The organism is Nonomuraea sp. NPDC049480 (assembly GCF_044465905.1).
Lineage (GTDB): Bacteria > Actinomycetota > Actinomycetes > Streptosporangiales > Streptosporangiaceae > Nonomuraea.
Genome location: NZ_JBITMD010000024.1, coordinates 1 through 22037 on the forward strand (window position 1 = coordinate 1; position 22037 = coordinate 22037).

The following is a 22037-nucleotide window of genomic DNA, read 5'->3' on the forward strand; positions in this document are numbered from 1 at the left end:
GCACATCCCCCGGGCACTACTCCCTGACGCCAAATACGCCACCAACTGACCGAACGCCCGAATTGACAGCCGACCCCGCCACTTAACTACGTGGCCTTGGCCCCTGCGGTCCACAGCACCACTACATGCTGCCTCCCACGGCGCGGCTCCCCCAGGCACGGGTACTCATCGACATGGATCGTTACTTCGTGCTGCACGCGCCCCGGCAGACCGGGAAGACGACCGCGCTGCGCACCTTGGCGTCCGAGCTCACTGCCGAGGGCGATATCGCCGCCCTGCTGTTCTCCTGCGAGCGCGCCAAGGCGGCCGGCGACGACTACGCCGCCGCGGAGTCGATTCTGCTGAAGTCCCTCCGCGAGGCCGCCGCACGGTCGGGATGGCCGGACGAGCTGCTGCCGCCGGATCCCTGGCCGCAGTCACCCCCGGGCACCCGGTTCGGTGCGGCGCTGAGCGAGTGGTGCCGCCGCTGCCCGCGCCGGCTGGTGCTGTTCTTCGACGAGATCGACGCGCTGCAGGGCAACAGCATGATCAGCATCCTCAGCCAGCTCCGCGACGGCCACAACGCGCGGCATGAAGGCCATCCGTTCCCCACGTCGGTGGTGCTGTGCGGATTGCGCAACCTGCGTGACTACAAGGTCGCCTCGGGCGGCGATCCCGCCCGGTCCAACCCGGCCAGCCCGTTCAACATCATCGCCAAGTCGCTGCGCCTGGGCGACTTCACCGCCGATCAGATCGCCGAGCTGTACGACCAGCACACGCAGGCGACCGGCCAGGAGTTCGCCAAGGACGCGGTGGATCGGGTCTTCGAGCTGACGCAGGGACAACCGTGGCTGGTCAACGCCCTCGCCCACGAGATCATCTTTGAGATGGGGACGACCGGCGCCATCACCGCCGCGCAGGTGGAGGACGCCAAGGAACGGTTGATCCGGGCGCGCGCCACCCACCTGGACGCCCTCGTGGCACGACTCCACGAACCACGGGTGGAACGGGTGATCGGACCGATCGTGGCCGGAACGTCGCCGGGCATGGACGCCGCCTTTGACGATGACGTCTCCTACGTCCACGATCTGGGCCTCATCCGTGGGACCAGGGATCTGGAGATCGCCAACCCGATCTATCGAGAGGTCCTGCTGCGGGTGCTGGGTGATCGCACGGAGCGGTTCGTGCGGGCCGATCCGCGCAGCTTCGTGCTGCCGGACGGCCGTTTCGACCTGGGGCGGCTGCTGAAGGAGTTCGTCGTGTTCTGGCGCGAGCACGGAGAGGTGCTGATCCGGCAGGAGGGTTACCACGAGGCCGCCTGCCAGATCATCCTCATGGCCTTCCTGCACCGCCTGGTGAACGGCGGAGGCCATCTGGACCGGGAGTACGCCGCGGGCACCAAGCGCCTGGACGTGCTGATCCGCTGGCCCTACACCGGTCCGGAAGGCGAGCGGCTGATGCAGCGGGAGGCGATGGAGCTCAAGGTCTGGCGCCCAGGCGAGGCCGACCCTCTCGGTGACGGCCTCGCCCAGCTCGACCGCTATCTGGACCGGCTCAGCCTCCCCACCGGCGTGCTCGTGGTCTTCGACCGGCGTCCGGAGGCCCCGCCGTGGAAGGAACGAGGCGGTTTCGAGCAGGCGGCCACGCCGTCCGGCCGCCGTGTCACCGTTCTGCGTGTGTGACGGAGCGCTGGCCGCAACAGCTTGGGCATGACCGTCGCGACGGCGTACCGGCGACCGGCCAGGTGCCGTGCGCGGCGGTGGGGAGGGCATGGGGGTGATGGCCGGGCGGGACGCGGGCACGAATGTCCACCATTGGTACAAGGTCATCGGCGGCGGGGAGTGTACGGCGGCAGGGCGTCGAGGTCCACGTCCGCGTCGGGCCAGCGGCGGCGAACCCGGGCGGCCGCCCGGCGCGCCCAACCGGCCAGGTGCGGAAGGACACGATGGGCGTCCGCGGTACGGGCGGCGGCCTCCAGGATCGCGACGAGTTGCGGTCGGCTGTCCTCACCGGGGGCGCGGGCGTCGAGCGCGGGAAGGCGTTTCAGCCGGACGACCGCGTAGTAGAAGCAGGCCGCGGCCAGGCCGAAGCCGTAACGCCGGTCGTCCTCGGCCTCGGGCACGCCGCGGGCCAGGGCGCGGCGATACGCGGCGGCGGGGGCGTCGTCGCGGACCGAGAGCCAGCCGGGTCCGGGGACGTGCAGGCAGGCGGCGTCGAGGAGGGCGTGGCTGTAAGCCGCGAACTCGAAGTCGATCAGCCGGGCGTCCGGGTAGCCCGAGGCGTGCACGAGCACGTTGTTGGCCTCCGGATCGCCGTTGCACAGCGCCAGGAACGGCCCGGGCTCGCCCAGCTCGTCCATGACGGCGGCCAGCTCGCGCTCGGCCGGGCCCGCGATCGGCGCGCCCAGCACGGCGGCCTGCCCGCGTCCCTCGGCCTGGTGCGCGGCGAAGCGCCCGATGCGGTCCTCGGCCGGGGCGATCGGGCCGAGAGCGGCCCTGCGCGCGTGGTAAATCCCGGCCCGGCCTGCGGTGGCGGCGTGGAGCTCACCGTGGGCGCGGGCGAAGGCGGCCAGGCGATCGGCATGGGCTTCGGCGCCGTCCGCGCGCAGCAGCCGGTCCAGCGGCGTACGCGGGGCCAGGTCCGTCAGCACGATGAACTCGCTCGTCAGGTCGGCGGCGAGGGCGCGCGGCGCCAGGTCGAGGCCGAGGTCGTCGGAGAGGAAGCGCAGCGCGGCCAGCTCGGTGCGGACCCGCCACGCGGTGGTACGGCTCTGGTCCACGTGTGGGCGCGTCCACTTGGCGATCACCCGCTCGGCGCCGTCGAGCCGCGCCCGCACGACGGCCCAGGGCGGCACGGGCTCCCAGCCGACGACCGTGACGGCTGAAGGGCGGTGACGGGATAAGAGGGCTTCCACCTCGGCCGGCCGCCCGATCTCCACCGTGGTCACCCGCGCAGCTTACGATCTGCAGTCCACAGTCCGGAACGGCGACACGATCCGGCCGCGGACCGCGCTCATGATCTGCCGGCCTGCTCCCAGTCCAGCTCTCCCTTGGTGACCCGGGGGCGCCAGCCGCGGATCGGCTTGCCCGTCTCCAGCGCCCGTGCCGTGGCCTTGAGCAGGGCGAGATAAGAGGGCCAGGTGGCGTCGCCGTCGGGGCGCAGCCCGTCCTCGTGGAAATACTCGCCGGTCTTGCCCGTGCCGGGGTCGATGAAGAGGTTGCCGCCGTCGTGGGCGTCGGCGAACGGGATCAGCCGCCCGTGCCACCAAAAGCCGCCCAGCTCCGGCTCGTCGAGCACGATACCGCACAGCATCTTCCAGTCCTGGTAGATGGCTTTGGCCGACATGAGCGCGTAGAACGGTGCGGGACCGAACCCCCAGGAGCCGACGCCGTCGTGCCGCAGCAGCGAGGCCCGCAGGTCGTCGGGGAAGGTGGCCCCCATGGCGGCCTCCATCTTGGCGATCGTCGCGGGGCGTGCGGGCGGGCGGAGCAGTTCGTACGTCTTGGGCGCCCGGCGGGCGAGCCAGCGTTCGATCCGCCGCCAGGTGGCGTTGACCTCGGCCGTAACCGTCCAGCGCGGACTGCGGAGCACGGGGTCGCGGCGGGCGGGGCGGCAGCCGGTGGCGCGGATCTCCTCGGCGGTCGGCCGCTCGGGTGTCGGCTCGGGAGTGGGGGCCGGTGTGGGCCTGGGCCCGCCGGCGCATCCGCCGGGCAGGGGCGCGGGCTCCTCCGCCCAGCGAAGCTCGCAGCCGGAGGTGACCGTCGGGTACGCCTCACCCAGCGCGCCGCCCGTCTCCAGCGCACCGGCCAGCGCCTCCAGCATCGCGACGTGGGACGGCCAGCCCATCGGGCCGTCGTACCGGAGCGGCTCGTCGTACGCGGCCTCGCCCACGCGGCCCGTCCGCGGCTCGACGAAGAGCTCCTGCCCGCGCCCGGTGTCGCCGATCGGCAGCAGGGTGCCGTGCCACTGGCCCTTTTCCGGGTCGGCCGCCGCCAGGTCCCCGCCGAGCACCAGGCGCCGGCAGTTGCCCGAGCTGATGTAGTCGAGGTCGGCGAGACCGAGCAGCCCGTACGAGCCGGGCAGCTGGAACCCGTCGCCCAGGTTGCCGTCGGCGCCGTCGTGGCGCAGGTAGGACGCGTACAGGTCGTCGGGCAGCCGCCGGCCCTCGATGGACTCCCATTGGGCGAGGAGCTGCGGCTCGGCCCCGAACCGCAGCTTGCGCAGGCTGGCAGAGGCGTGGGCGCCGAGCCACTGCTCGATCCGGGCCCATGCCTGGTTGACGCGGGCGGCGATGGCCGGGTCGGGAGTGCGTCCCGGGTAGGTGGGCTCTGGGTACGACCGCATCTCCTGGGAGGAGTCCTCCTCTTGCACGTCGACGCCCTCGATGAAGACCGGCCGGCAGCCGATGGAGCGGGCCTGGGCGGGCGTGAGCATCGAGGCTCTCATCCGCGCGTTGTGCTCGGGATCACCACAGGACATCCAGTCGTTGACGAAGCGGCACATCATGGATTCGACCCCGCCGGCCGTGCTTCCGGTCAGGCCGCCCACCATGAGGACGGCGACGAGCCCGAGCAGCAGAGGCCGACGCCCACGTAAGCCGATCATGTGCGGCACCCTAGGGCAGCGGCCCGACAAATCACGATCACTCGGTACGAAGCGTCTCGGCGATCGTCAGCCTGGCCGCCGAGCGGGCAGGGAGGAACGCGCCGAGCATCGCGATCGCCACCCCGGCCGGCACGAGCGCGGCCAGCCCTCCGGCCCGCCACACGTCGAGCATGAAGTCCGGCGTCGTGAGGCCCGCGGCGGCGCACATGGCATCGACGACCAGCCGGTGCGCGGCCACCCCGAAGGGGACGCCCAGCAGGCCCCCGGCCGCGCCCAGGGCCGCCATGGAGGTCACCACCATCATGGTCACCTGGCGCGGGGTCATCCCGATCGACTTGAGCACGCCCAGATCGCGGCGGCGTTCCCGGGTGTTGAGCACCACGGTGTTGAACACGCCCAGCGTCGCCACCGCGCCGAGCAGCAGGGTGAAGATCGACGTCGCGCTGATGATCGCCACGCTGTTGGTGTCGACCTGCGACTTCGGGGCCGGATACAGGCCCGGGTCGGCCGCCTTGACCGCGGCGTTGTACGCGTCCACGCAGCCAGGGCCGCGGTCGACGCCGAGCGGGCGAGAATCGCCAGGGAGCTGCACGACATCGTCAGCCACAACGTGAGCCTCATGGTGGTCCAGGCCAGTGCCGCACGCGAGGTGCTGGCCTCCATGCCGGGCGAGGCCGAGGCGGCGCTCCAAGCCGTGGAGGGCGCGGGCCGCTCCGCGATGACCGAGCTGCGGCACCTGCTGGGCCTGCTCGCACCGTCTCCCGACGGTGACGACGACGCGCCCGCCGATCCGTCACCGGGGCTGGCTCGGCTCAGCACGTTGATCGACCGATTCGCCTTCGCCGGACTGCCCGCCGAGGTACGCGTCTCGGGGGAGCCGCGGCCGCTGCCGCCGGGCGTGGACGCGACCGCGTACCGGATCGTGCAGGAGGCGCTGACCAACGCGCTCAAGCACGCGGCGTCCGGGGCGAAGGCCGAGGTGATGATCCGCTACGCCGAGCACAATCTGCGGGTGGAGGTGCTGAACACCGGCCCGAGTGTGCTGACCGGCGCCGGCGGCCTGCGCGCGCCCTCGGCCGCCGGCGAGCCGGGGGCCGGGCGCGACAGTGTGGAGGGCGCCGGACGTGATGGCGGGGCGGGGCGCGGACTGCTGGGGCTGCGGGAACGAGTCGCGCTCTACGGCGGGGACCTGGACGCCCGCCGCCGCCTCGGCGGCGGCTACCGGGGGCGTGCCCGCATCCCGCTGGAGCGCCCATGACCACGGAGCCGTCGTCCCCCGCGTGCTGATCGCCGACGACCAGGCCCTGATCCGCAGCGGCTTCCGGCTGATCCTCACCACACGCGGCATCGACGTGGTCGGCGAGGCCGCCGACGGAGCCGAGGCGGTGGCGGCGGCGCGCCGGCTGCGCCCCGACGTCGTGCTCATGGACATCCGCATGCCCGCCATGGACGGCCTGGAAGCGGCCCGTCGGGTCCTGGCGCAGGACCCGCACTGCCGGGTCCTCATGCTGACCACCTTCGACCTCGACCGCTACGTCTACGCCGCGCTGGCTCTGGGCGCCAGCGGCTTCCTGCTGAAGGACGTCACGCCCGAGCACCTGGCCGCCTCCGTGCGGCTGGTCGGCACCGGGGACGCCCTGCTCGCGCCGTCGATCACCCGGCGGCTGGTGGAGCGCTTCGCCGCCGCCGACCGCTCCGGCGGTCCCGTCACGGCCGCGCACGCCGGCCTCGCCAGCCTGACGCCGCGCGAGGCCGAGGTGCTGACGCTGATGGGGCGCGGCCTGTCCAACGCCGAGCTGGCCGGTGTGCTGAGCCTCGGCGAGACCACGGTGAAGACCCACGTCGCCCGGATCTTCGCCAAGCTCGGCCTGCGCGATCGTGCCCAAGCCGTCGTCGTCGCGTACGAGACCGGCCTCGTCCGAGCGGGCGAGGGCGATCCGTGACGGGCGAGGCTCACCCTTAGGCTGTCAGTCATGGCCTTCATCGTGACCACCGGCGCCACGGGCCGGCTCGGCGGCCGGATCGCCGCGCGGCTGGCGGCAGCCGGCGTCGAACAGCGGCTCGTCTCCCGAGACGCCGGCCGCGTCCCGCCGCTCGACCGCGCGACCGTGGTGAGCGCCGACTACGGTGACCCCGAGGCGACGCGGCGGGCGCTCGACGGGGCGACGACCGTGCTGTTCGTGTCGGCGTCCGAGAGCGCCGACCGGCTCGACCGGCACCGCGCCTTCGTCGACGCCGCCCGCGACGCCGCCGTCACACACCTGGTCTACATCTCCTTCTACGGGGCGTCACCGTCGGCCACGTTCACGCTGGCACGCGATCATTGGGCTACCGAGCAGCACATCCGCGACAGCGGCCTGCCCTTCACCTTCCTGCGTGACAACCTGTACGCCGACTTCCTGCCCAGCATGGCCGGAGACGACGGCGTGATCCGCGGCCCGGCCGGTCAGGGCAGGGTGGCGGCCGTGGCCCAGGACGACATCGCCGACGCGGCCACGGAGGTGCTGCTCGACCCGGCCGCGCACGAGGGCGCGACCTACGATCTCACCGGCCCGCGGGCGCTGACGCTGGACGAGGTCGCCGCCACGCTGAGCGAGGCGACCGGGCGGACGTTCGCCTACCATCCCGAGACCGTCGAGGAGGCGTACGCCTCCCGCCAGGTCTACGGCGCGCCGGAGTGGCAGGTCGATGCGTGGGTGTCGACCTACCTCGCGATCGCCGCCGGAGAGCTGGAGGGCGTGAGCGACGCCGTCCCCGCCCTCACCGGGCGCCCGGCGACCACCTTCGAGGAGCTGCTCGCCAGGATGCGGTGAGCGGGGCGTGCTTTGTCCGACCAGTGCCGTTTCACGGAGTTATTTCCTCAACGGTAGTTAATTAGGGGGCGCTCGTGGACCAGAGATATTCGCCCGTTCAGGACGTACGACGGCATCACCGCCGCCTCGTGCTGCGGAGTCTGCGGGACGACGGCCCGCAGCCGCGCGCCGACCTGGCGCGGCGGCTCGGTCTGTCGGCCACCACGATGACGAAGGTCGTGGGCCAGCTCCTCGACGAGGGCCTGGTCGCCGAGGGCGGCGTGGAGGGCGGCGGCCGGCGGGTCGGCCGCCCGTCGACCGGCATCCGGATCCGCGCGGACGCCCACCACGTGATCGGCGTCCAGGTCGGCGCCGGCACGGTGCGCATGGGGTTGTGCGACCTCAGGGCCCAGGTCCGGTCGAGCACATCGTTCGCCTTCGACCTCACCGGCGAACGCCCCGAGCGGGTCGTGGCGCGGATCGCCGAGGCCGCGTCCGGGCTCATGGCGGATGTGCCCGCGGACCGCCTGCTCGGCGTCGGCGTCGCCGCCCCCGGGCCGGTGGATCCCGCCCACCGCCGCAACATCCTGTCGGTCAACCTGGGCTGGCGGGACGTGCCCTTCGCCGACCTGCTGGAATCCGCGCTGGACGTCCCGGCCGTCGTCGACCACAACGTACGCTCCATGGCGCTGGCCGAGAGCCGCTACGGGGACACGGACGGCGCGGACCCCCTCCTCTACGTGTACGTCCGCACGGGCGTCGGCGCCGGCCTGGTGATCGGCGGCCTCCCGTTCCGGCCTGGCGCCCACGGGGTCACCGAGCTGGGCCACCTGCGCGTGCTTGAGAAGGGCCGCCGGTGCGCGTGCGGGGCGACCGGCTGCCTGGAGACCGTGGTCTCGGAGCCGTACGTCACCGAGCAGCTCGGCCGCCGCTCGGACAACCCGCTCGCGGAGCTGCCGGACGGCGCACTGGACGACCTGGTGGACCACCTGACCACCGGGCTGGCCAGCGCGGTCAACCTGCTAAACCCGGAGCTGATCCTGCTGGGCGGGATCTTCAGGCAGGCGCCGGAGCCGGTGTTCGACCGAGTGCGCGCCGCACTGCGCGCCAAGGCGTTCCCCGTGCTCAGAGACGTGGTACGGGTGGAACGACCAACGCTCGGCGGCGACGCCGGGGTGGTGGGCGGGGCCGCCGTCGCCTTGGATAGTTTCTTGTATGAAAGGTAGGGATTGTGGTTAATCGTGTTCACGCTCCGCTGGCCGCGTTCGATCCGCTGGCGGGCTCGGTGGTGCTCGAACCCGAGAAGGACCAGGAGGGCTACTGGGCGGGTGCCGCCGGCGTGCTGCACGATGGTGAGCGGTTCTGGCTGACCTACCGGCGGCGCCGGCCCAGGGGCGCCGCGTCGGAGCGAGGCTGGCAGTGCGCGGTCGCGGTCAGCGATGACGGCGTGGACTTCTCCGACGTGTGGTCGGTGCACAAGGACGAGCTGAGCACGCCCTCGATGGAGCGCTTCTGCCTGATGCCGGCCGACGGCGGCGGGTTCCGGCTCTACCTGTCGTACGTGGACCCGGCCGACAACCGGTGGCGCATCGACGCGCTGACCGCCGAGCACCCGTCCGCGTTCGACGTCACCAGGGCCCGGCCGGTCCTCACCGCGGCCTCGACCGGCACGGAGGGCGTGAAGGATCCGTACGTGCTGTGTGCGGGGCCGGTGACGTACCTGTTCGCCAGCTACGCCGAGCCGCTGGAGAGCCCCGACCCCGACGCCCATGCCACCGGCGACATCTACAACGTCGGCGCCACCACGCACCCCACCGGGCTGGCCACCAGCCTCGACGGCGAGTCGTTCACCTGGCGCGGCGCCGTCCTCCCGGTCGGCAAGGGGTGGGACCGTTACCAGGCCAGGCTGAACAGCGTCGTGCCCGTCCCCGGCGGGGGATACGTGGGCTTCTACGACGGCTCGGCCACGCACGCGGAGAACTACGAGGAACGTTGCGGCATCGCCGTCTCCTCCGACCTGTTCGGCTGGCGGCGGCTGTCAGAGTACGGGCCGTGGGTGACCTCCCCGTACGGCAGCGGCTCCGTACGCTACCTCGACGCGCTGATCCTCGACGGGCACTGGTGGCTCTACTACGAGATGACCCGCCAGGACGGCGCGCACGAGCTGCGCGTCCTGCGCGTTCCCGTCGAATGAGAACCGAACGAGCCGGACTCTTTGTCGCCGCACCCCACTACGCTCCATAGAAGGCATTCATGGGGGCGGAGGGATCAGTGACGGTCAACGGAGCGGCGAGCCGCGAGGCGACGGCCGCGACTCCCGCGTCGGGTGAGGCGGTGGGACGGGTTCTCGGCACGCAGGCGGCGTCGCCGATGTCGTTCTGGGTCGGCCTGGAGCAGGGCAAGGTCCTCCAGCTCGACGACGTGGTGGTGACCAGGCGGGAGGTGCCCGGATACGGCCCCGTGCTGATGGCCGGCGTGGTGACGACCGTGGAGGCCAGGCACGAGGGTGCCGCGTACGACTCGGACGTGTTCCTGATCGCCGACGGCGCGCTGCCCGCGGCCGTGGTCGAGGTGGCCGAGGTGCGGGTGACCAGGATCGAGCCGGAGGTCTTCGTGCCGCCGTTGCCCGGCGCCAAGGTCTATCTCGCCGGCGCGGGCGACCGCGACCAGGCGCTCTACTTCGACGTCATGGACCGGCGCATCCCGATGGGCATGGGCCGCGACGGCCAGCCGCTCTACGTCAACTTCGACTTCCTCGACGGCACCCGCGGCGCCCACGTGTCGATCTCCGGCGTGTCCGGCGTGGCCACCAAGACCTCCTTCGCCACCTTCCTCCTCTACTCGATCTTCAACTCGGGGGTTCTGGACGCTGAGTCGGCCAACACCAAGGCGTTGATCTTCTCCGTCAAGGGCGAGGACCTGCTCTTCCTCGACCACGACAACGTCCGGCTGGACGAGAAGGCCCGCGGCGTCTACGCCCGGCTCGGGCTGCCCGCGCGGGCGTTCGACAGCGTCCACGTCTTCGCCCCGCCCCGGCCGAACGACCCCAACGGCGTGCCCCACGTCTCCGCCCGCACCCAGGGGGTGAGCTCGTTCTACTGGACGCTGGTCGAGTTCTGCGAGGAGGAGCTGCTGCGGTTCGTCTTCGCCGACGCCGACGACGAGCGGGCCGGATACTCGCTGCTGGTCGGCCAGGTCGCCGCCCGGCTGAAGGCGTGGGCCGAGCCGGTGGGCGACGGCGGCGCGATCAGGGTGCAGGGCACCACCTGCCGGACGTTCTCCGACCTCGTCGAGATGCTCTCCGACCAGCTCCAGGAGGAGGACAGCCGCAAGGAATGGACCGGCGCGCAGACCCCGCTCGGCACCGTCAACGCCTTCCTGCGCCGCCTCCGCAGCGCCGTCCGCCCGCTGTCCCCGATCGTCCGGGGCGACCTGCCCTTCTACCGCGCCCACTCGGTGCGGACCTCCGACGCGCAGGTCTCGATCGTGGACCTGCACAACCTGCCGGAGCGGGCGCAGCGGTTCGTGGTGGGCGTGGTGCTGCGCGGCGAGTTCCACCGCAAGGAGTCCTCGGGCACGGCCCGGCCGCTGCTGTTCGTGGTGCTGGACGAGCTCAACAAGTACGCCCCGCGCGAGGGCGACTCCCCGATCAAGGAGATCCTGCTGGACGTCGCCGAGCGGGGCCGCTCGCTCGGCGTCATCCTCATCGGCGCCCAGCAGACCGCCTCGGAAGTGGAGCGCCGCATCGTCTCCAACAGCGCCGTACGCGTCGCCGGCCGCCTGGACCCCGCCGAGGCCGCTCGGTCGGAGTACGGCTGGCTGCCTCCCGCCGTCAGGGAACGCGCCACGATCGCCAAGCCGGGCACCATGTTCGTGGCCCAGCCCGAGATCCCGGTCCCGCTGGCCGTGGCCTTCCCCTTCCCGGCGTGGGCCACCCGGCCCGCCGAGGCGGCCACGCCGGCCAAGGTCTCTCAAGACCCGTTCAAGGGCCTGCCCGGCATCGAAGACGACATCCCGCCCTTCTGACCACAGGTGGTTTCGTGAAGATCCTGCACACCGCGGACTGGCACGTGGGCAAGGTGCTCAAGGGCCGCCCCCGCCTCGACGAGCACCGGGACGTGCTGCGCGAGCTGATCGCCGCCGCCCGCACCCACGACGTGGACGCCGTCATCGTGGCCGGCGATCTCTTCGACACCTCCGCGCCCACGCCCGAGGCCCAGTCGCTGGTGCTCAACGCGCTCATGGCGCTGCGCGGCGACGGCCGGGACGTGATCGTGCTGGCCGGCAACCACGACAACCCGCAGTTGCTGGAGGTCTACCGGCCGGTGCTGGGCAAGCTCGGCCTGCACGTGATCGGCGCCTTCCGCCGCCCCGACGCGGGCGGCACGCTGGCCTTCACCGCGCGGTCGGGCGAGCCGGTACGCCTGGGCGTGCTGCCGTTCCTGTCGCACCGGTACGTCGTGCGCGCCGCCGAGGTCCTCAGCGGCACCGCCGCCGACCACAACCGCGACTACGCCTCCCGCATCGGCGAGCTGATCAGCGCCCTGACCGCCGGCTTCCACGGCGACACCGTCAACCTCATCACCACCCACGGCACCCTGCCCGGCGGGGCGTTCGGCGGCGGCGAGCGGGAGGCCCAGTCGATCTTCTCCTACTACTTCGAGCCGACCGCCTTCCCGCCCGCCACCCAGTACGCCGCGCTCGGCCACCTGCACCGCCGCCAGCAGATCCCCGGCCCCTGCCCTATCTGGTACAGCGGCTCGCCCCTCGCCGTCGACTTCGGCGAGGAGGGCAACACGCCGGGCGCGCTGCTCGTCGAGGTCTCCCCTGGACGGCCCGCCGTGGTGCGGGAGCTGACGTTCTCCTCGGCCCGCCGGCTGCGCACCGTACGCGGCACGCTGGAGCAGTTGGAGTCCATCGAGCCCGGCGACGACTGGCTCAAGGTGATCGTCGAGGAGAAACCCCGCGTCGGCCTGGCCGACGACGTGCGCGAGCTGCTGTCCGGCGCCGTCGACGTCATGCTGGACGAGAAGTTCCGGCCGGTGCCCGCCACGCGGCGGGCCAGCTCTGCCGACCGCAGCCCGCGCGAGCTGTTCCGCGACTACCTCGCCGCCACCGGACGCCACGACGACCAGGTGGCCACCCTGTTCGACCGGCTCTACGACGAGGTGACCGGCTGATGCGTCCCCTGCTGCTGCATCTGGACCACTTCGGCAGCTTCCGCGAGCCGGTGACCGTGGACTTCTCCGACACCGAGTACTTCGCGCTCGTGGGCCCGACCGGCGCGGGCAAGAGCACGATCATCGACGCGATCTGCTTCGCCCTGTACGGCACGGTGCCGCGCTGGGGCAGGGAAGGCGCCGTCGCCCACGCCCTGGCGCCCTCCGTCAGCGCCGGCAAGGTGGCGATGGTGTTCGAGAGCGACGGGCGGCGCTACGGCGTGGTCCGCGCGATGGTGCGCGACGCCAAGGGCGCGGTGCGGACCAAGGAGGCCAGGCTCGACGAGCTGGACCCGGCGGGCCCGCTCGCGGGGGCGTTCGACGCGGTCGTCAAGCCACTGGCCGAGGGCGAGAACGTCACCCCCGAGGCCCAGCAGGTGACCGGTCTCGAATACCGGTTCTTCACCCAGTGCGTGGTGCTGCCGCAGGGCCGCTTCGCCGAGTTCCTGCACGCCGCGCCCCGCGAGCGGCAGGACCTGCTGGTGCAACTGCTCGACGCCGACGTGTACGAGCGGATCAGGCAGCGCGCCGCCCGCGAGGAGGAGACCGCCAAGCAGTCCGCCTCCTTCGCCCGCGACCAGCTCGCCAAGCTCTCCGGCGCGACGGAGGAGGCCGAACGGGAGCTGGCCGAGCGGCTGGCCGCGCTGCGGCGGCTGGCCGAGACCATCGGCGCCGACCTGGACCTCCTGCGCGCCCGCGAGGCCGACATCCGCCGCGCCGAGCAGGAGCGGGCCCTGGTCGCCGAACGCCAGTCGGTGCTGGCGCAGCTGCGCATGCCCGCCGCCGTCCCGACCCTGGCCTCGGCCCGCCGCGCCGCCGCCGAGTCGGTTCAGACACTGACGGACGAGGTCGCCGCGCTGGAGGCCGACGACCACGAGGCGTACGAGGCGCTGGCCGCGCTCGGCGACCGCGGCGCGCCCCGGGCCGCCCTGGCCGCGCTCGACGCCCGCGAACGGATGGCCGCCGACGCCGCCCGCGTCCGCGCCGAGGCCGCCACGGCGGCCAAGTCGCTTGAGGGCCTGGCCGCCGAGCTGGCCACGGCCGAGCAGGCGCTCGACGCGGCGGAGCGCGGGCGGGAGCGCCTGCGCGACGCCCACGCCGCCGCGCACCTGGTCAACCGGCTGGCCGTGGGCGAGTCGTGCCCGGTCTGCCGCCACCCGATCACCGAGCTGCCCCGCCACGAGCCGCCCGCCGACATGCGCACCGCCGACCGCGTCCTCGCGGGCGCCCGCGAGCGGGCCCAGCGCGCCAGATCCGCCTGCGCCAAGGCCGAGACGTCGGCGTCGATGCTGGCCAGGCAGGCGGCCGGGCTGGAGTCCGAGCTGGCCGCGCTGCCCGCTCCCGGTGACCGGGCCGAGCTCGAAGCCCGGCTGGCCGCCATCGCCAAGGCCGATCAGCTGGCCGCCCAGGCACGCAACGCGGTCCGCGCCGCCCGCGCCAAGCTGGACCGGGCACGGGGTGAGGCCGAGCAGGTCGAGCGGCAGGCCGAGTCCGCCTGGCGCACGCTGGAGGCCGCCCGCGACCGCCTGCTCGTCTCCGGCGCCCAGGACGACCCGCCGCCGCCCCTCGTACGCGACGACCTGCACCGTGCCTGGAGCGAGCTGCTCGGCTGGCGCGACCGGGCCGCGCAGGCCGCCCGCGCCGCGCTGGCCGAGCGCGAGGAGCAGCTCTCCCAGGCCGCCGCCCGCCTCGCGGCCGACCGCCGCGGGCTGGCCGAGCGTCTGGCCGGGCACGGTGTGACCGCCCCCCGCGACGCCTCGCCCGACCAGCTCGGCGCCGCAGTCGCCGGGACCGTCGCCCGCGCCGAGGGCGCGCTCGACCGCCTCAAGGAGGAACGCAGACGCGCCGCCGACCTGGAGAACCAGGTCGCGATGAAGGAGCACGAGGCCAAGGTCGCCCACGAGCTCGCGCTCCGCCTGCGCGCCAACGCCTTCGAGCGCTGGCTGTGCGCCGAGGCCCTCGCCGTGCTGGTCGCCTCCGCCTCCGACACGCTGCGCGAGCTGTCCGAGGGCCAGTACGAGCTGGCGCTCAGCGACAAGACCGGCGACATCGAGGTCATCGACTACGGCGAGGCCGGCATGCGGCGCAGCGCCCGCACGCTGTCCGGCGGCGAGACCTTCCAGGCCGCGCTCGCCCTGGCGCTGGCCCTGTCCGGCGCCGTCGCCAGAGGGCTCGACTCGATCTTCCTCGACGAGGGCTTCGGCACCCTGGACCCCGCCACGCTCGACACCGTCGCCACCACGCTCGAACGCCTCGCCGCCGGACAGGACCGCATGATCGGCGTCGTCACCCACGTTCCCGCGCTGGCCGAGCGGGTCCCGGTACGCTTCGAGGTCAGACGCGATGCCAAGGGCTCGCATGTGCGGAAGGCCGGCATCTCGTGACGGGATTCACCGTTGACCCGTGGGATCCCGGCTATGCCGCCGCCCTCGCCGTCGAGGCGATCTCCGAGCTGGGGGCGACCAGCGCCGAGCTGGTGCTCGACATCGAGCGGCCGGCCGCCGACTGGAAGCCCGTCACGCCCGCCCCCGACGCCTCCGCCCCGGAGACGCTGCTGGTCGCCGACGGCGTGCGCAGGATCGACGCCCGTGTCTGGGTGCACGACCCCGACGCGCCCATGCCCGTCCCCGGGATCGCCGCCTCGTACGCGGCCGGGATCGTCCGCTGCGGCCCGGACGGCGCCGACCTGGCCGAGATCGAGGTCAACCGGACGCTGATCTCGGCCTCCCCGCACGCGCCCGAGGTCAAGACCTCGCACGCCACCTACAACCCCGGCAAGGCCGCCGACGCCAGCTTCGAGGAGCTGTCCCTGGCGCTGCAGCGGCAGGTCACCCAGCTGGAGGTGGACCTGGCGGTGCGGCACCGGACCAGGAGCGACGACCTGCTGCTCGTGGACGGGCCGCTGCGGGGGCGCTCCCACCTGCCGCACACGGTCGGCTACATCAAGACCCACCACACCGCGTACCTGCCGCCGCCGCAGGCCGCCGTGGTCGCCGCACTCACGCCCGGGCAGCGCACGCCGGTGTTCCTCATGGGCACGAGCTGGCGACGGCACGCCTGGTACGTCCGGCTCCCGGTCCAGTCGTCGGCCCCGTGGGCGGGCGTGGCGCGCTGCGAGGCCGGCGCCGAGCTGGACCCGGCCCAGGTCGTACGGCTGGCCGATTCGGTGACCCTGGCCCTGCCGCCGCTGGCCGGAGTGGACTACAAGGACCCGCGCGCCCCGCAGAACCTCGTCCCGATCGGCGGCCTGGAAAAGCTCCTGCGCCACCACCTGGGCGACGCCCGCCTCCTCTATCGCGCGCTCCGCACCGCCGCCGGGGGCGAGTCGTGATCGACACCCGGCTGTCGGGGAAGAACGTGCTGGTCACCGGAGGTGCGGGCGGCATCGGCGCCGCCATCTCCCGCGCGTTCGCCGCCGAGGGGGCACGCGTGGCGATCCACCACCTCGCGCAGGATCCCCCGCCGCCCGACGGCGTCGAATGGGAGCACCTCACCCCGGTCTCCAACGCCGCCGGGAAGCTGGCCGAAGAGCTCGGCTCCGTCGCGATCAGCGCGGACCTGTCCGAGCCGGACGGTCCCCGCCGCCTCGTGCATGCCGTCACCGAGCGGCTGGGGCCGATCAACGTGCTGGTCAACAACGCCGCCCACTGCGAGTCCCCGGACACGGTCGACACACTGACGCCCGGCTCGCTGGAGCGGCACTATCGGGTCAACGCCATCGCCCCCGCGCTGCTCACCGCCGAGGTCGCCCGCTCGGGCGGCACCCCGCTGTGCGTCGTGAACGTCTCGACCGACTCGGCCCGCGCGTTCCCCGGCCAGATCGGGTACGGCACGTCGAAGGCTGCCCTGGAGGCCCTGACCCGGGCCACCGCTCTGGATCTGGCGCCGCGGGGCATCCGGGTGAATGCCATCGCGCCGGGCCCCGTACAGACCGGCTGGATGACGGAGGATCTCGTCGCCCACGCGACGTCGATCGTGCCGATGGGGCGGGTGGGGGAGCCCGCCGATATCGCCGACGCCGTGGTCTTCCTCGCCTCCCACCAGGCGCGCTGGATCACCGGACAGGTCATCCAGGTCGCCGGCGGCCACGCACTTTAGTCTCATCCTGTGACATAACAGGTACGTGATCAGTCCGGTTCGTCTATCTTTGGCCTGATCATGCGTCTCGTTCCCCAAGGAGATTCCACGGTGAAGAGCCTCGTGCGTACCAGTGCCGTCGCGGCCGTCGCACTGACCGGCAGCCTGCTGACCGCTTCCCCGGCCGTCGCCACTGTCTCTGCGGCGTCGCAGACGGCTGAGCAGGCCGTCGCTTTCGCGCGCCCGAGCAATGGCAAGATCCTGTACGACCGCTACAGCGGCGGCCGGGGTGTTCTCAAGATCAAGAACGGCACCTCGAAGGACGGCGTCGTCACCCTGGTCAAGGGCAAGACCAAGGCGATCAGCCTCTACGTCCGGGCCAAGTCCACCGCGAGCGTCAAGGACGTCAGGGACGGCACCTACCGGATCTACTTCACCACCGGCTACCGGTTCAGCACCTCCAAGGGCAGGTTCACCAAGAGCGCCGTCTACCAGCGGTTCGACGACCGGCTGAGGTACAGGACGACCGCCACTTCCTACTCGATCTGGACCCTGACCCTCCACACCGTCAGAGGGGGCAAGGCGCGGACCAGCGCGATCGACCCGAAGGACTTCCCGGCCTGATCCCGGCCGAGACCGACTGGTCCGCCTAGTCCGGCCATTCCTCGCCCCAGCTCTCACTGTTGGAGCAGATCTTCACCGTGGTGCTCTTCCTGAAGCTCCTGGGAGTGACCACCTCGAAGACGACGTCGTACGTGCCCTTTCCCTTCCACGTGATGGACGGGAGCAGGGGCTTCGATGACGGCGTGCCCTGCATTCTGCCCTGGTTCTGGCCGTTGACGAGCCATCGGTAGCTGTAGGTGCCGGTGGCCGAGACAGTGGCCCAGATGTTCGTGTCGGTGCGCCAGCAGTCGCCTATCCTGATGCCCTCGTACCTGAAGGCCACGGACTTCACGCCGCCGCCGCCTCCACCTCCGCCTCCGTCTGCGGTCGCGGTCGGCTTGGAGGTGGTGGGCCGCGGTTCCGCCGACGGAGGGCGGGAGGTGGACGCGGTGGCGCTGGGCTTCGGGGACTTCGTGCGGCGCGGGCTGGAGCTCGGGCGCAGGTCTTTGGCGGACTCCTTCGTCCCGAGACGGGGCGTGCTGGTGGTGGCGGAGGCGGCTGCGGACGTCGTGGCGATGGCGGCGGTGCTGGGCCGGCCGCGGAACAGCGGTAGCCAGACCCAGGCCGCGACCAGCGCACCCGTCACGGCCAGGGCCGTCCCGGCGGCCACGAACGCGTGAGCGCGTCTCCGGCTGGAACCCGCATGCGTCGGCCCGGTCCGGTCACCGCCACCGGCGAAGGCGGCCTGCGACGGGCCACCCGGGAAAGCGGCGGGCACGGAGCCGCCCGCCGGGCTCGGCCGTGCCGGTGCCCGGTGCATCGGCTTGCCGCCGATGAGCTGGAAAAGAACGTCTTGCATGGCCGGGCGCGCGTGCGGGTCCTTGGCCAGGCAGGCGTACACGATCGACCGCAGCGGTTCCGGCACGCCGTCCAGCCGCGGCTCCTCGCCCTGGATCCGCCTGAGCACCGCCGGCAGCGAGTCGTTGCCGAACGGCGGGGCGCCCGTGGCCGCGTACGTCATGACCGACCCCCAGGCGAACACGTCCGCGGCAGGTCCCACGACGGCCCCCGCGAACTGCTCAGGCGCCATGTACGCGGGCGTGCCCACGATGCTGCTGCTACGCGTCACCCCGTCGTCCACGGCCCGCGCGATGCCGAAGTCGATGACGCGCGGCCCGTCCCGCCCGAGCAGGACGTTCGCGGGCTTGAAGTCCCGGTGGACGACGCCGGCCCGGTGGATGGCGACCAGCGCGGTGGCGGTGGCCACGGCGAGCCGCTGCAGGTCGGCCCCGGCGTGCCGGCCCGCCTCCCGCAGGGACGGGCCCTCGACGTACTCGGTCACGATGTACGGCCGCCCGCCCAGCGACGCGTCCAGCACCTGCGCGATGCAGAACGGCTCCACCCGCCGCGCTGCGGCGATCTCCTTGGCGAACCGGCCGTCCCCGCCCACGCCTTCGCGCAGCACCTTGACCGCGACGTGCGTGCCGTCGGGCGCGGCGGCCAGGTAGACGGTCCCCTGCCCGCCCTCACCGAGCTGCCTGATGACCTGGTACGGGCCGATGGAGTCCGGCATCAGTAGTTCTCGATGTCGCACACGTTGATCGAGATGGACTTGCTCGTCACGGACGGCGAGGTGACCCGCAGGGTGATCCGGTGGCTTCCCGGCTTCAGGTCGTAGTGATAGGAGGTCGCGAACGCCGTGTACTGCCCCTCCGACACCCATGACCTGTTGCGTGAGACGGCCTTGCCGTCCACGTCCCAGACATAGGAGACCCACACCTCGGACCGGGACGACTCCACATTGGTCTGGAAGTGCACCGGCGGCATGTAGCAACCCCGCGTGCTGGACTGGCCGGGCCCGCCGAACATCTCGATCTCGAGGATGCTGACCCTGGCGCTCTTCGCCGGCTTCTTGGTGGTCCGGGTGGGGGACGGCGTCGGCCGTGCCGTCGTGGGCTTGGGCGTGGAGGTGGGCGAAGGTGCGGGCCGGGAGGTTTTCGTACGGGTGGGCTTCCGCGTGGGTTCGGGGGTGGGCCGGCTCGTGCGCTTCTTCTTGCGGGACGGTGACGTGGACGGTGACGTTTCCGCCGTCGGTTGCTCCGCGGCCCCGGCGGAAGGCCCGGCGGAGCCGATGGCGTACCCCTTCGACCCCACCCGTCCGGCCGCCCACGGGCCGAGCCAGAGGACACTGCCGACGAGAGCCGCCACCACGACTCCCGACACCGCAACGGCCACCGGAACGCCGGCCCGCCTGCGTCTCCCACCCACAGCCCCCGGCCCAGGCCCCACGCCAGGCATGTGCCCGGCGCCAGGCATCGGCCCTGAGCCCGGCACCGCCATGGGCCCTGAGCCCGGCACCGCCCCGGGGAAGCCGGCCACCCGGTCATGGCCAGGCGGCGGCCCCTGAACCGGCGACGAGCCTTGCCCTCCGAGCAGCCGCAGCAGCACATCCTTCATGGCCGGCCGCGTGCGCGGATCCTTGGCCAGGCAGTCGTACACGATCGACCGCAACGCATGCGGCAGATCTCCCAGCTGCGGCTCGTTGTGCAGGATCCGGTTGATGATGGCGGGCAACGTGTCCTGTCCGAACGGCGGCGTCCCGGTGGCCGCGTACGTCATGACCGACGCCCACGCGAACACGTCCGCCGCCGGCCCCACCGCCTGCCCGGCCAGCTGCTCGGGCGCCATGTACGCCGGCGTGCCGACGATGCCGCTGGAGACGGTGGCGGAGGCGTCCGCGGCCCGCGCGATGCCGAAGTCGATCACCCGGGGCCCGCCGGGCCCGAGGAGCACGTTCGCCGGCTTGAAGTCCCGGTGCACGATGCCCGCCTCGTGGATGGCGACCAGCGCGGTGGCGGTGGCCACGGCCAGCCGCTGCAGGTCGGCGCCGGCATGCCGCCCGGCCTGCTGCAGGGACGGGCCCTCGACGTACTCGGTCACGATGTACGACTGCCGCCCCAGCGACGCGTCCAGGACCTGCGCGATGCAGAACGGCTCCACCCGCCGCGCGGCCTCGATCTCCTTGGCGAACCGGTCGTCGAACCCCGTGCCTTCCCGAAGCACCTTGACGGCCACCAGCCTGCCGTCGGGAGCCTGCCCGAGGTAGACGGTCCCCTGCCCGCCCGCGCCCAGCCGGCCGAGCAAGCGGTATACCCCTACCGCCGTCGGATCGTCCTCCCGCAGCGGTTCGACATGCGCCATGAGAGAAGTGACTCCTGAGACGGGTGCGGTGGATCTTTACGTACGATAGCGACTCATATTCGGATTTGTAGTGAAGTCGGGGAGCCGCCCAAAAATCTCCACCACCGCCCCGCGCCGGCCGGCCACGGCCGATACGGCGCCGACCGGGATTTGTCGGTGCGGCCTGACAAGGTGGCCACGGCTCTACCCGGCGGCCATCGGCCGGGTGCCGATGCCACGGGACCGGCTGGAACGAGGTGCACTGTGCTCGACGCGGATGGGCCACGCGACGACCTCACCGGATCGCCGGCCGACCTGGGGATCGTGGTGCTGAGCACCCGGCTGCCCGTCATCCTGTTCACGCTGGTGGGCGGCGCGATCGGTGATCGGTTCCCGCGCCGTGCCGTCATGCTGGTCGCGGACCTGATCCGGTTCGGGGCGCACGGTGCCTCGGCGGCGCTGCTTCTCACGGGCACCGCGCACATCTGGATGCTGATGATCCTGCAACTCGTCGCCGGCACGGGATCGGCCCTGTTCAACCCGGCCGCAGTGGGGCTGGTCGCCACGGTGGCCGGCGGGGAGCGCCTGCAGGCGGCCAACTCGCTGATCTCGATCTCCAGGAGCGCGGCGTCGATGCTGGCGCTGGGCGCCGCCGGGGTGCTGGTGACGCTGGTCGGGGCGGGCTGCTGGCGAGCATCGGCGGCGGGTTCGCGGAGGTTCGGCGGCGTCCCTGGCTGGGGCTCTGGACGGTCCACGTCGCGCTCGTCAACGTGCTGGTGATCGCCCCGATGCTGGTGCTGGGCCCATACATCGCCGACCGGCAGCTCGGCGGCGCCCCCGCGTGGTCCGCGATCGGCATGGCGCTGGCCGGTCCCGCGGCGGCCGCGTTCGGCACAGCGCCCGTCCTCGTGGCCGTCGCCGCGGCGACCGTGCTGATCACGGCTGTCACGCTCCCGGCTCCGTCGGTGTGGCGGATCCGCGGCGAAGGGCGGCAGGCCACCGCATCCAGGCGAACTTCTCCCGGCGAACCGCCGTCCAACGTGGAGTACGGTTCACGACGGCACGGGGAGACATCATGAGAAAGTTGCTCGTCGCGGTGCTGGCCGGCGGGGCGCTGCTGATCACCGGCACGCCCGCGCTCGCCCAGACCGCCAAGCCTGCCTTGGGGCCGTACGGCTACGGCAAGGTCAAGCTCGGCATGAGCGCCAAGAAGGCCAGGGCCACCGGGGAGATCGTGCTCAAGATGGCCGCCGGAGAGGGCTCGTGCTCGGGCTGGGACCTCAAGGCGCACCCCACCGGGAAGAACAGCGTGGGCCTGTACATCTCCAAGCAGTTCGGCGTGGCTGTGATCTTCGCGCCGAAGGGCGTCAAGACGCCTCGGGGCATCGGCATCGGCTCCACGATGAAGCAGGTCAAGAAGGCCTACCCCCGGCTGAAGACCCCGCTGGGCGGCATCCCCTATGTCTCCGTCCCCGGCAACGCCAAGGCCTACTACGCCTTCTTTCCCGACAAGGGCAAGCTCGAGGGGCTGGCCATCGGACTCGACACGCAGAACTGCGTCAGCTGACGGAAGTGGTCCGTA

Annotated in this window: 20 protein-coding genes; 15 read left to right on the forward strand and 5 right to left on the reverse strand. The window is 72.5% G+C overall.

Translation table 11 applies throughout. The annotated features are described in order from the left end of the window. Window positions 1-173: 173 nt before the first annotated feature. Window positions 174-1661: an AAA family ATPase gene (locus ACIBX3_RS45605; RefSeq protein ID WP_397126907.1), complete on the forward strand. Its 1488-nt coding sequence runs from the start codon at window positions 174-176 to the stop codon at window positions 1659-1661. Window positions 1662-1804: 143 nt separating this feature from the next. Here the strand turns inward: ACIBX3_RS45605 and ACIBX3_RS45610 are convergent, their stop codons facing one another. The 3 genes from ACIBX3_RS45610 to ACIBX3_RS45620 all read right to left on the reverse strand — a co-directional run bounded on the left by ACIBX3_RS45610 (window position 1805) and on the right by ACIBX3_RS45620 (window position 5191). Beyond that, window positions 1805-2926, reverse strand: coding sequence for a phosphotransferase family protein (locus tag ACIBX3_RS45610; RefSeq protein ID WP_397126908.1), 1122 nt, complete (start codon window positions 2924-2926; stop codon window positions 1805-1807). A gap of 65 nt (window positions 2927-2991) precedes the next feature. Next, window positions 2992-4584 carry an SMI1/KNR4 family protein gene (locus tag ACIBX3_RS45615; protein WP_397126909.1) on the reverse strand — a complete coding sequence of 531 codons (1593 nt, stop codon included), beginning with the start codon at window positions 4582-4584 and terminating at the stop codon, window positions 2992-2994. 37 nt (window positions 4585-4621) lie between these two features. Further along, window positions 4622-5191: an ABC transporter permease gene (locus ACIBX3_RS45620; RefSeq protein ID WP_397126910.1), complete on the reverse strand. Its 570-nt coding sequence runs from the start codon at window positions 5189-5191 to the stop codon at window positions 4622-4624. Between the two features lie 12 nt (window positions 5192-5203). Here ACIBX3_RS45620 and ACIBX3_RS45625 point away from each other — a divergent pair, with 12 nt between their 5' ends. The 11 genes from ACIBX3_RS45625 (at window position 5204) to ACIBX3_RS45675 (ending at window position 17296) form a co-directional block, all read left to right on the forward strand. Next, entirely contained in the window at window positions 5204-5842 is a 639-nt protein-coding gene (locus ACIBX3_RS45625; RefSeq protein ID WP_397127105.1) for a sensor histidine kinase, read from the forward strand. Between the two features lie 22 nt (window positions 5843-5864). Further along, entirely contained in the window at window positions 5865-6527 is a 663-nt protein-coding gene (locus ACIBX3_RS45630; RefSeq protein ID WP_397126911.1) for a response regulator, read from the forward strand. A gap of 30 nt (window positions 6528-6557) precedes the next feature. Next, on the forward strand, window positions 6558-7397 hold the full coding sequence (locus ACIBX3_RS45635; protein ID WP_397126912.1) for an SDR family oxidoreductase: 840 nt from the start codon (window positions 6558-6560) through the stop codon (window positions 7395-7397). 74 nt (window positions 7398-7471) lie between these two features. Then, entirely contained in the window at window positions 7472-8602 is a 1131-nt protein-coding gene (locus ACIBX3_RS45640) for an ROK family transcriptional regulator (protein ID WP_397126913.1), read from the forward strand. Between the two features lie 5 nt (window positions 8603-8607). Continuing rightward, window positions 8608-9570: a hypothetical protein gene (locus ACIBX3_RS45645; RefSeq protein ID WP_397126914.1), complete on the forward strand. Its 963-nt coding sequence runs from the start codon at window positions 8608-8610 to the stop codon at window positions 9568-9570. Window positions 9571-9647: 77 nt separating this feature from the next. Further along, a complete protein-coding gene (locus tag ACIBX3_RS45650; RefSeq protein WP_397126915.1) occupies window positions 9648-11402 on the forward strand; it encodes an ATP-binding protein in 1755 nt (584 codons plus the stop codon). Between the two features lie 14 nt (window positions 11403-11416). Continuing rightward, window positions 11417-12556: an exonuclease SbcCD subunit D gene (locus ACIBX3_RS45655; RefSeq protein ID WP_397126916.1), complete on the forward strand. Its 1140-nt coding sequence runs from the start codon at window positions 11417-11419 to the stop codon at window positions 12554-12556. Further along, complete coding sequence (locus ACIBX3_RS45660; protein WP_397126917.1) at window positions 12556-14979, forward strand: AAA family ATPase; 2424 nt, start codon at window positions 12556-12558, stop codon at window positions 14977-14979. The genes ACIBX3_RS45655 and ACIBX3_RS45660 overlap by 1 nt, the downstream gene beginning before the upstream one ends. Next, entirely contained in the window at window positions 14976-15926 is a 951-nt protein-coding gene (locus ACIBX3_RS45665) for a hypothetical protein (RefSeq protein ID WP_397126919.1), read from the forward strand. The genes ACIBX3_RS45660 and ACIBX3_RS45665 overlap by 4 nt, the downstream gene beginning before the upstream one ends. After that, the gene (locus ACIBX3_RS45670) at window positions 15923-16693 is read left to right on the forward strand and encodes an SDR family NAD(P)-dependent oxidoreductase (protein ID WP_397126920.1); all 771 of its coding nucleotides are present in this window, start codon (window positions 15923-15925) and stop codon (window positions 16691-16693) included. The genes ACIBX3_RS45665 and ACIBX3_RS45670 overlap by 4 nt, the downstream gene beginning before the upstream one ends. A gap of 90 nt (window positions 16694-16783) precedes the next feature. After that, window positions 16784-17296: a hypothetical protein gene (locus tag ACIBX3_RS45675; protein WP_397126921.1), complete on the forward strand. Its 513-nt coding sequence runs from the start codon at window positions 16784-16786 to the stop codon at window positions 17294-17296. Window positions 17297-17321: 25 nt separating this feature from the next. Here the strand turns inward: ACIBX3_RS45675 and ACIBX3_RS45680 are convergent, their stop codons facing one another. Then, entirely contained in the window at window positions 17322-18848 is a 1527-nt protein-coding gene (locus tag ACIBX3_RS45680; RefSeq protein ID WP_397126922.1) for a protein kinase, read from the reverse strand. Next, entirely contained in the window at window positions 18848-20476 is a 1629-nt protein-coding gene (locus ACIBX3_RS45685; RefSeq protein ID WP_397126923.1) for a protein kinase, read from the reverse strand. Before ACIBX3_RS45685 ends, ACIBX3_RS45680 begins: the two co-directional genes overlap by 1 nt. Window positions 20477-20719: 243 nt before the next feature. On the opposite strand from ACIBX3_RS45685, the gene ACIBX3_RS45690 reads away from it, so the two are divergent. From ACIBX3_RS45690 to ACIBX3_RS45700, 3 genes are read left to right on the forward strand one after another with little or no spacing between them, the layout of a single operon-like run. After that, window positions 20720-21235: an MFS transporter gene (locus tag ACIBX3_RS45690; RefSeq protein WP_397126924.1), complete on the forward strand. Its 516-nt coding sequence runs from the start codon at window positions 20720-20722 to the stop codon at window positions 21233-21235. After that, complete coding sequence (locus tag ACIBX3_RS45695; protein ID WP_397126925.1) at window positions 21226-21534, forward strand: hypothetical protein; 309 nt, start codon at window positions 21226-21228, stop codon at window positions 21532-21534. Before ACIBX3_RS45690 ends, ACIBX3_RS45695 begins: the two co-directional genes overlap by 10 nt. Beyond that, on the forward strand, window positions 21531-22022 hold the full coding sequence (locus tag ACIBX3_RS45700; protein WP_397126926.1) for a hypothetical protein: 492 nt from the start codon (window positions 21531-21533) through the stop codon (window positions 22020-22022). Before ACIBX3_RS45695 ends, ACIBX3_RS45700 begins: the two co-directional genes overlap by 4 nt. Window positions 22023-22037: the final 15 nt, after the last annotated feature.

Bases quoted from the DNA above. Each gene is read 5' to 3' on its own strand.
- ACIBX3_RS45605 (WP_397126907.1), top strand. From the start codon at position 174: ATGGATCGTTACTTCGTGCTGCACGCGCCCCGGCAGACCGGGAAGACG.
- ACIBX3_RS45615 (WP_397126909.1), bottom strand. From the start codon at position 4,584: ATGATCGGCTTACGTGGGCGTCGGCCTCTGCTGCTCGGGCTCGTCGCC.
- ACIBX3_RS45625 (WP_397127105.1), top strand. From the start codon at position 5,204: ATGGTGGTCCAGGCCAGTGCCGCACGCGAGGTGCTGGCCTCCATGCCG.
- ACIBX3_RS45635 (WP_397126912.1), top strand. From the start codon at position 6,558: ATGGCCTTCATCGTGACCACCGGCGCCACGGGCCGGCTCGGCGGCCGG.
- ACIBX3_RS45660 (WP_397126917.1), top strand. From the start codon at position 12,556: ATGCGTCCCCTGCTGCTGCATCTGGACCACTTCGGCAGCTTCCGCGAG.
- ACIBX3_RS45680 (WP_397126922.1), bottom strand. From the start codon at position 18,848: ATGCCGGACTCCATCGGCCCGTACCAGGTCATCAGGCAGCTCGGTGAG.
- ACIBX3_RS45685 (WP_397126923.1), bottom strand. From the start codon at position 20,476: ATGGCGCATGTCGAACCGCTGCGGGAGGACGATCCGACGGCGGTAGGG.
- ACIBX3_RS45700 (WP_397126926.1), top strand. From the start codon at position 21,531: ATGAGAAAGTTGCTCGTCGCGGTGCTGGCCGGCGGGGCGCTGCTGATC.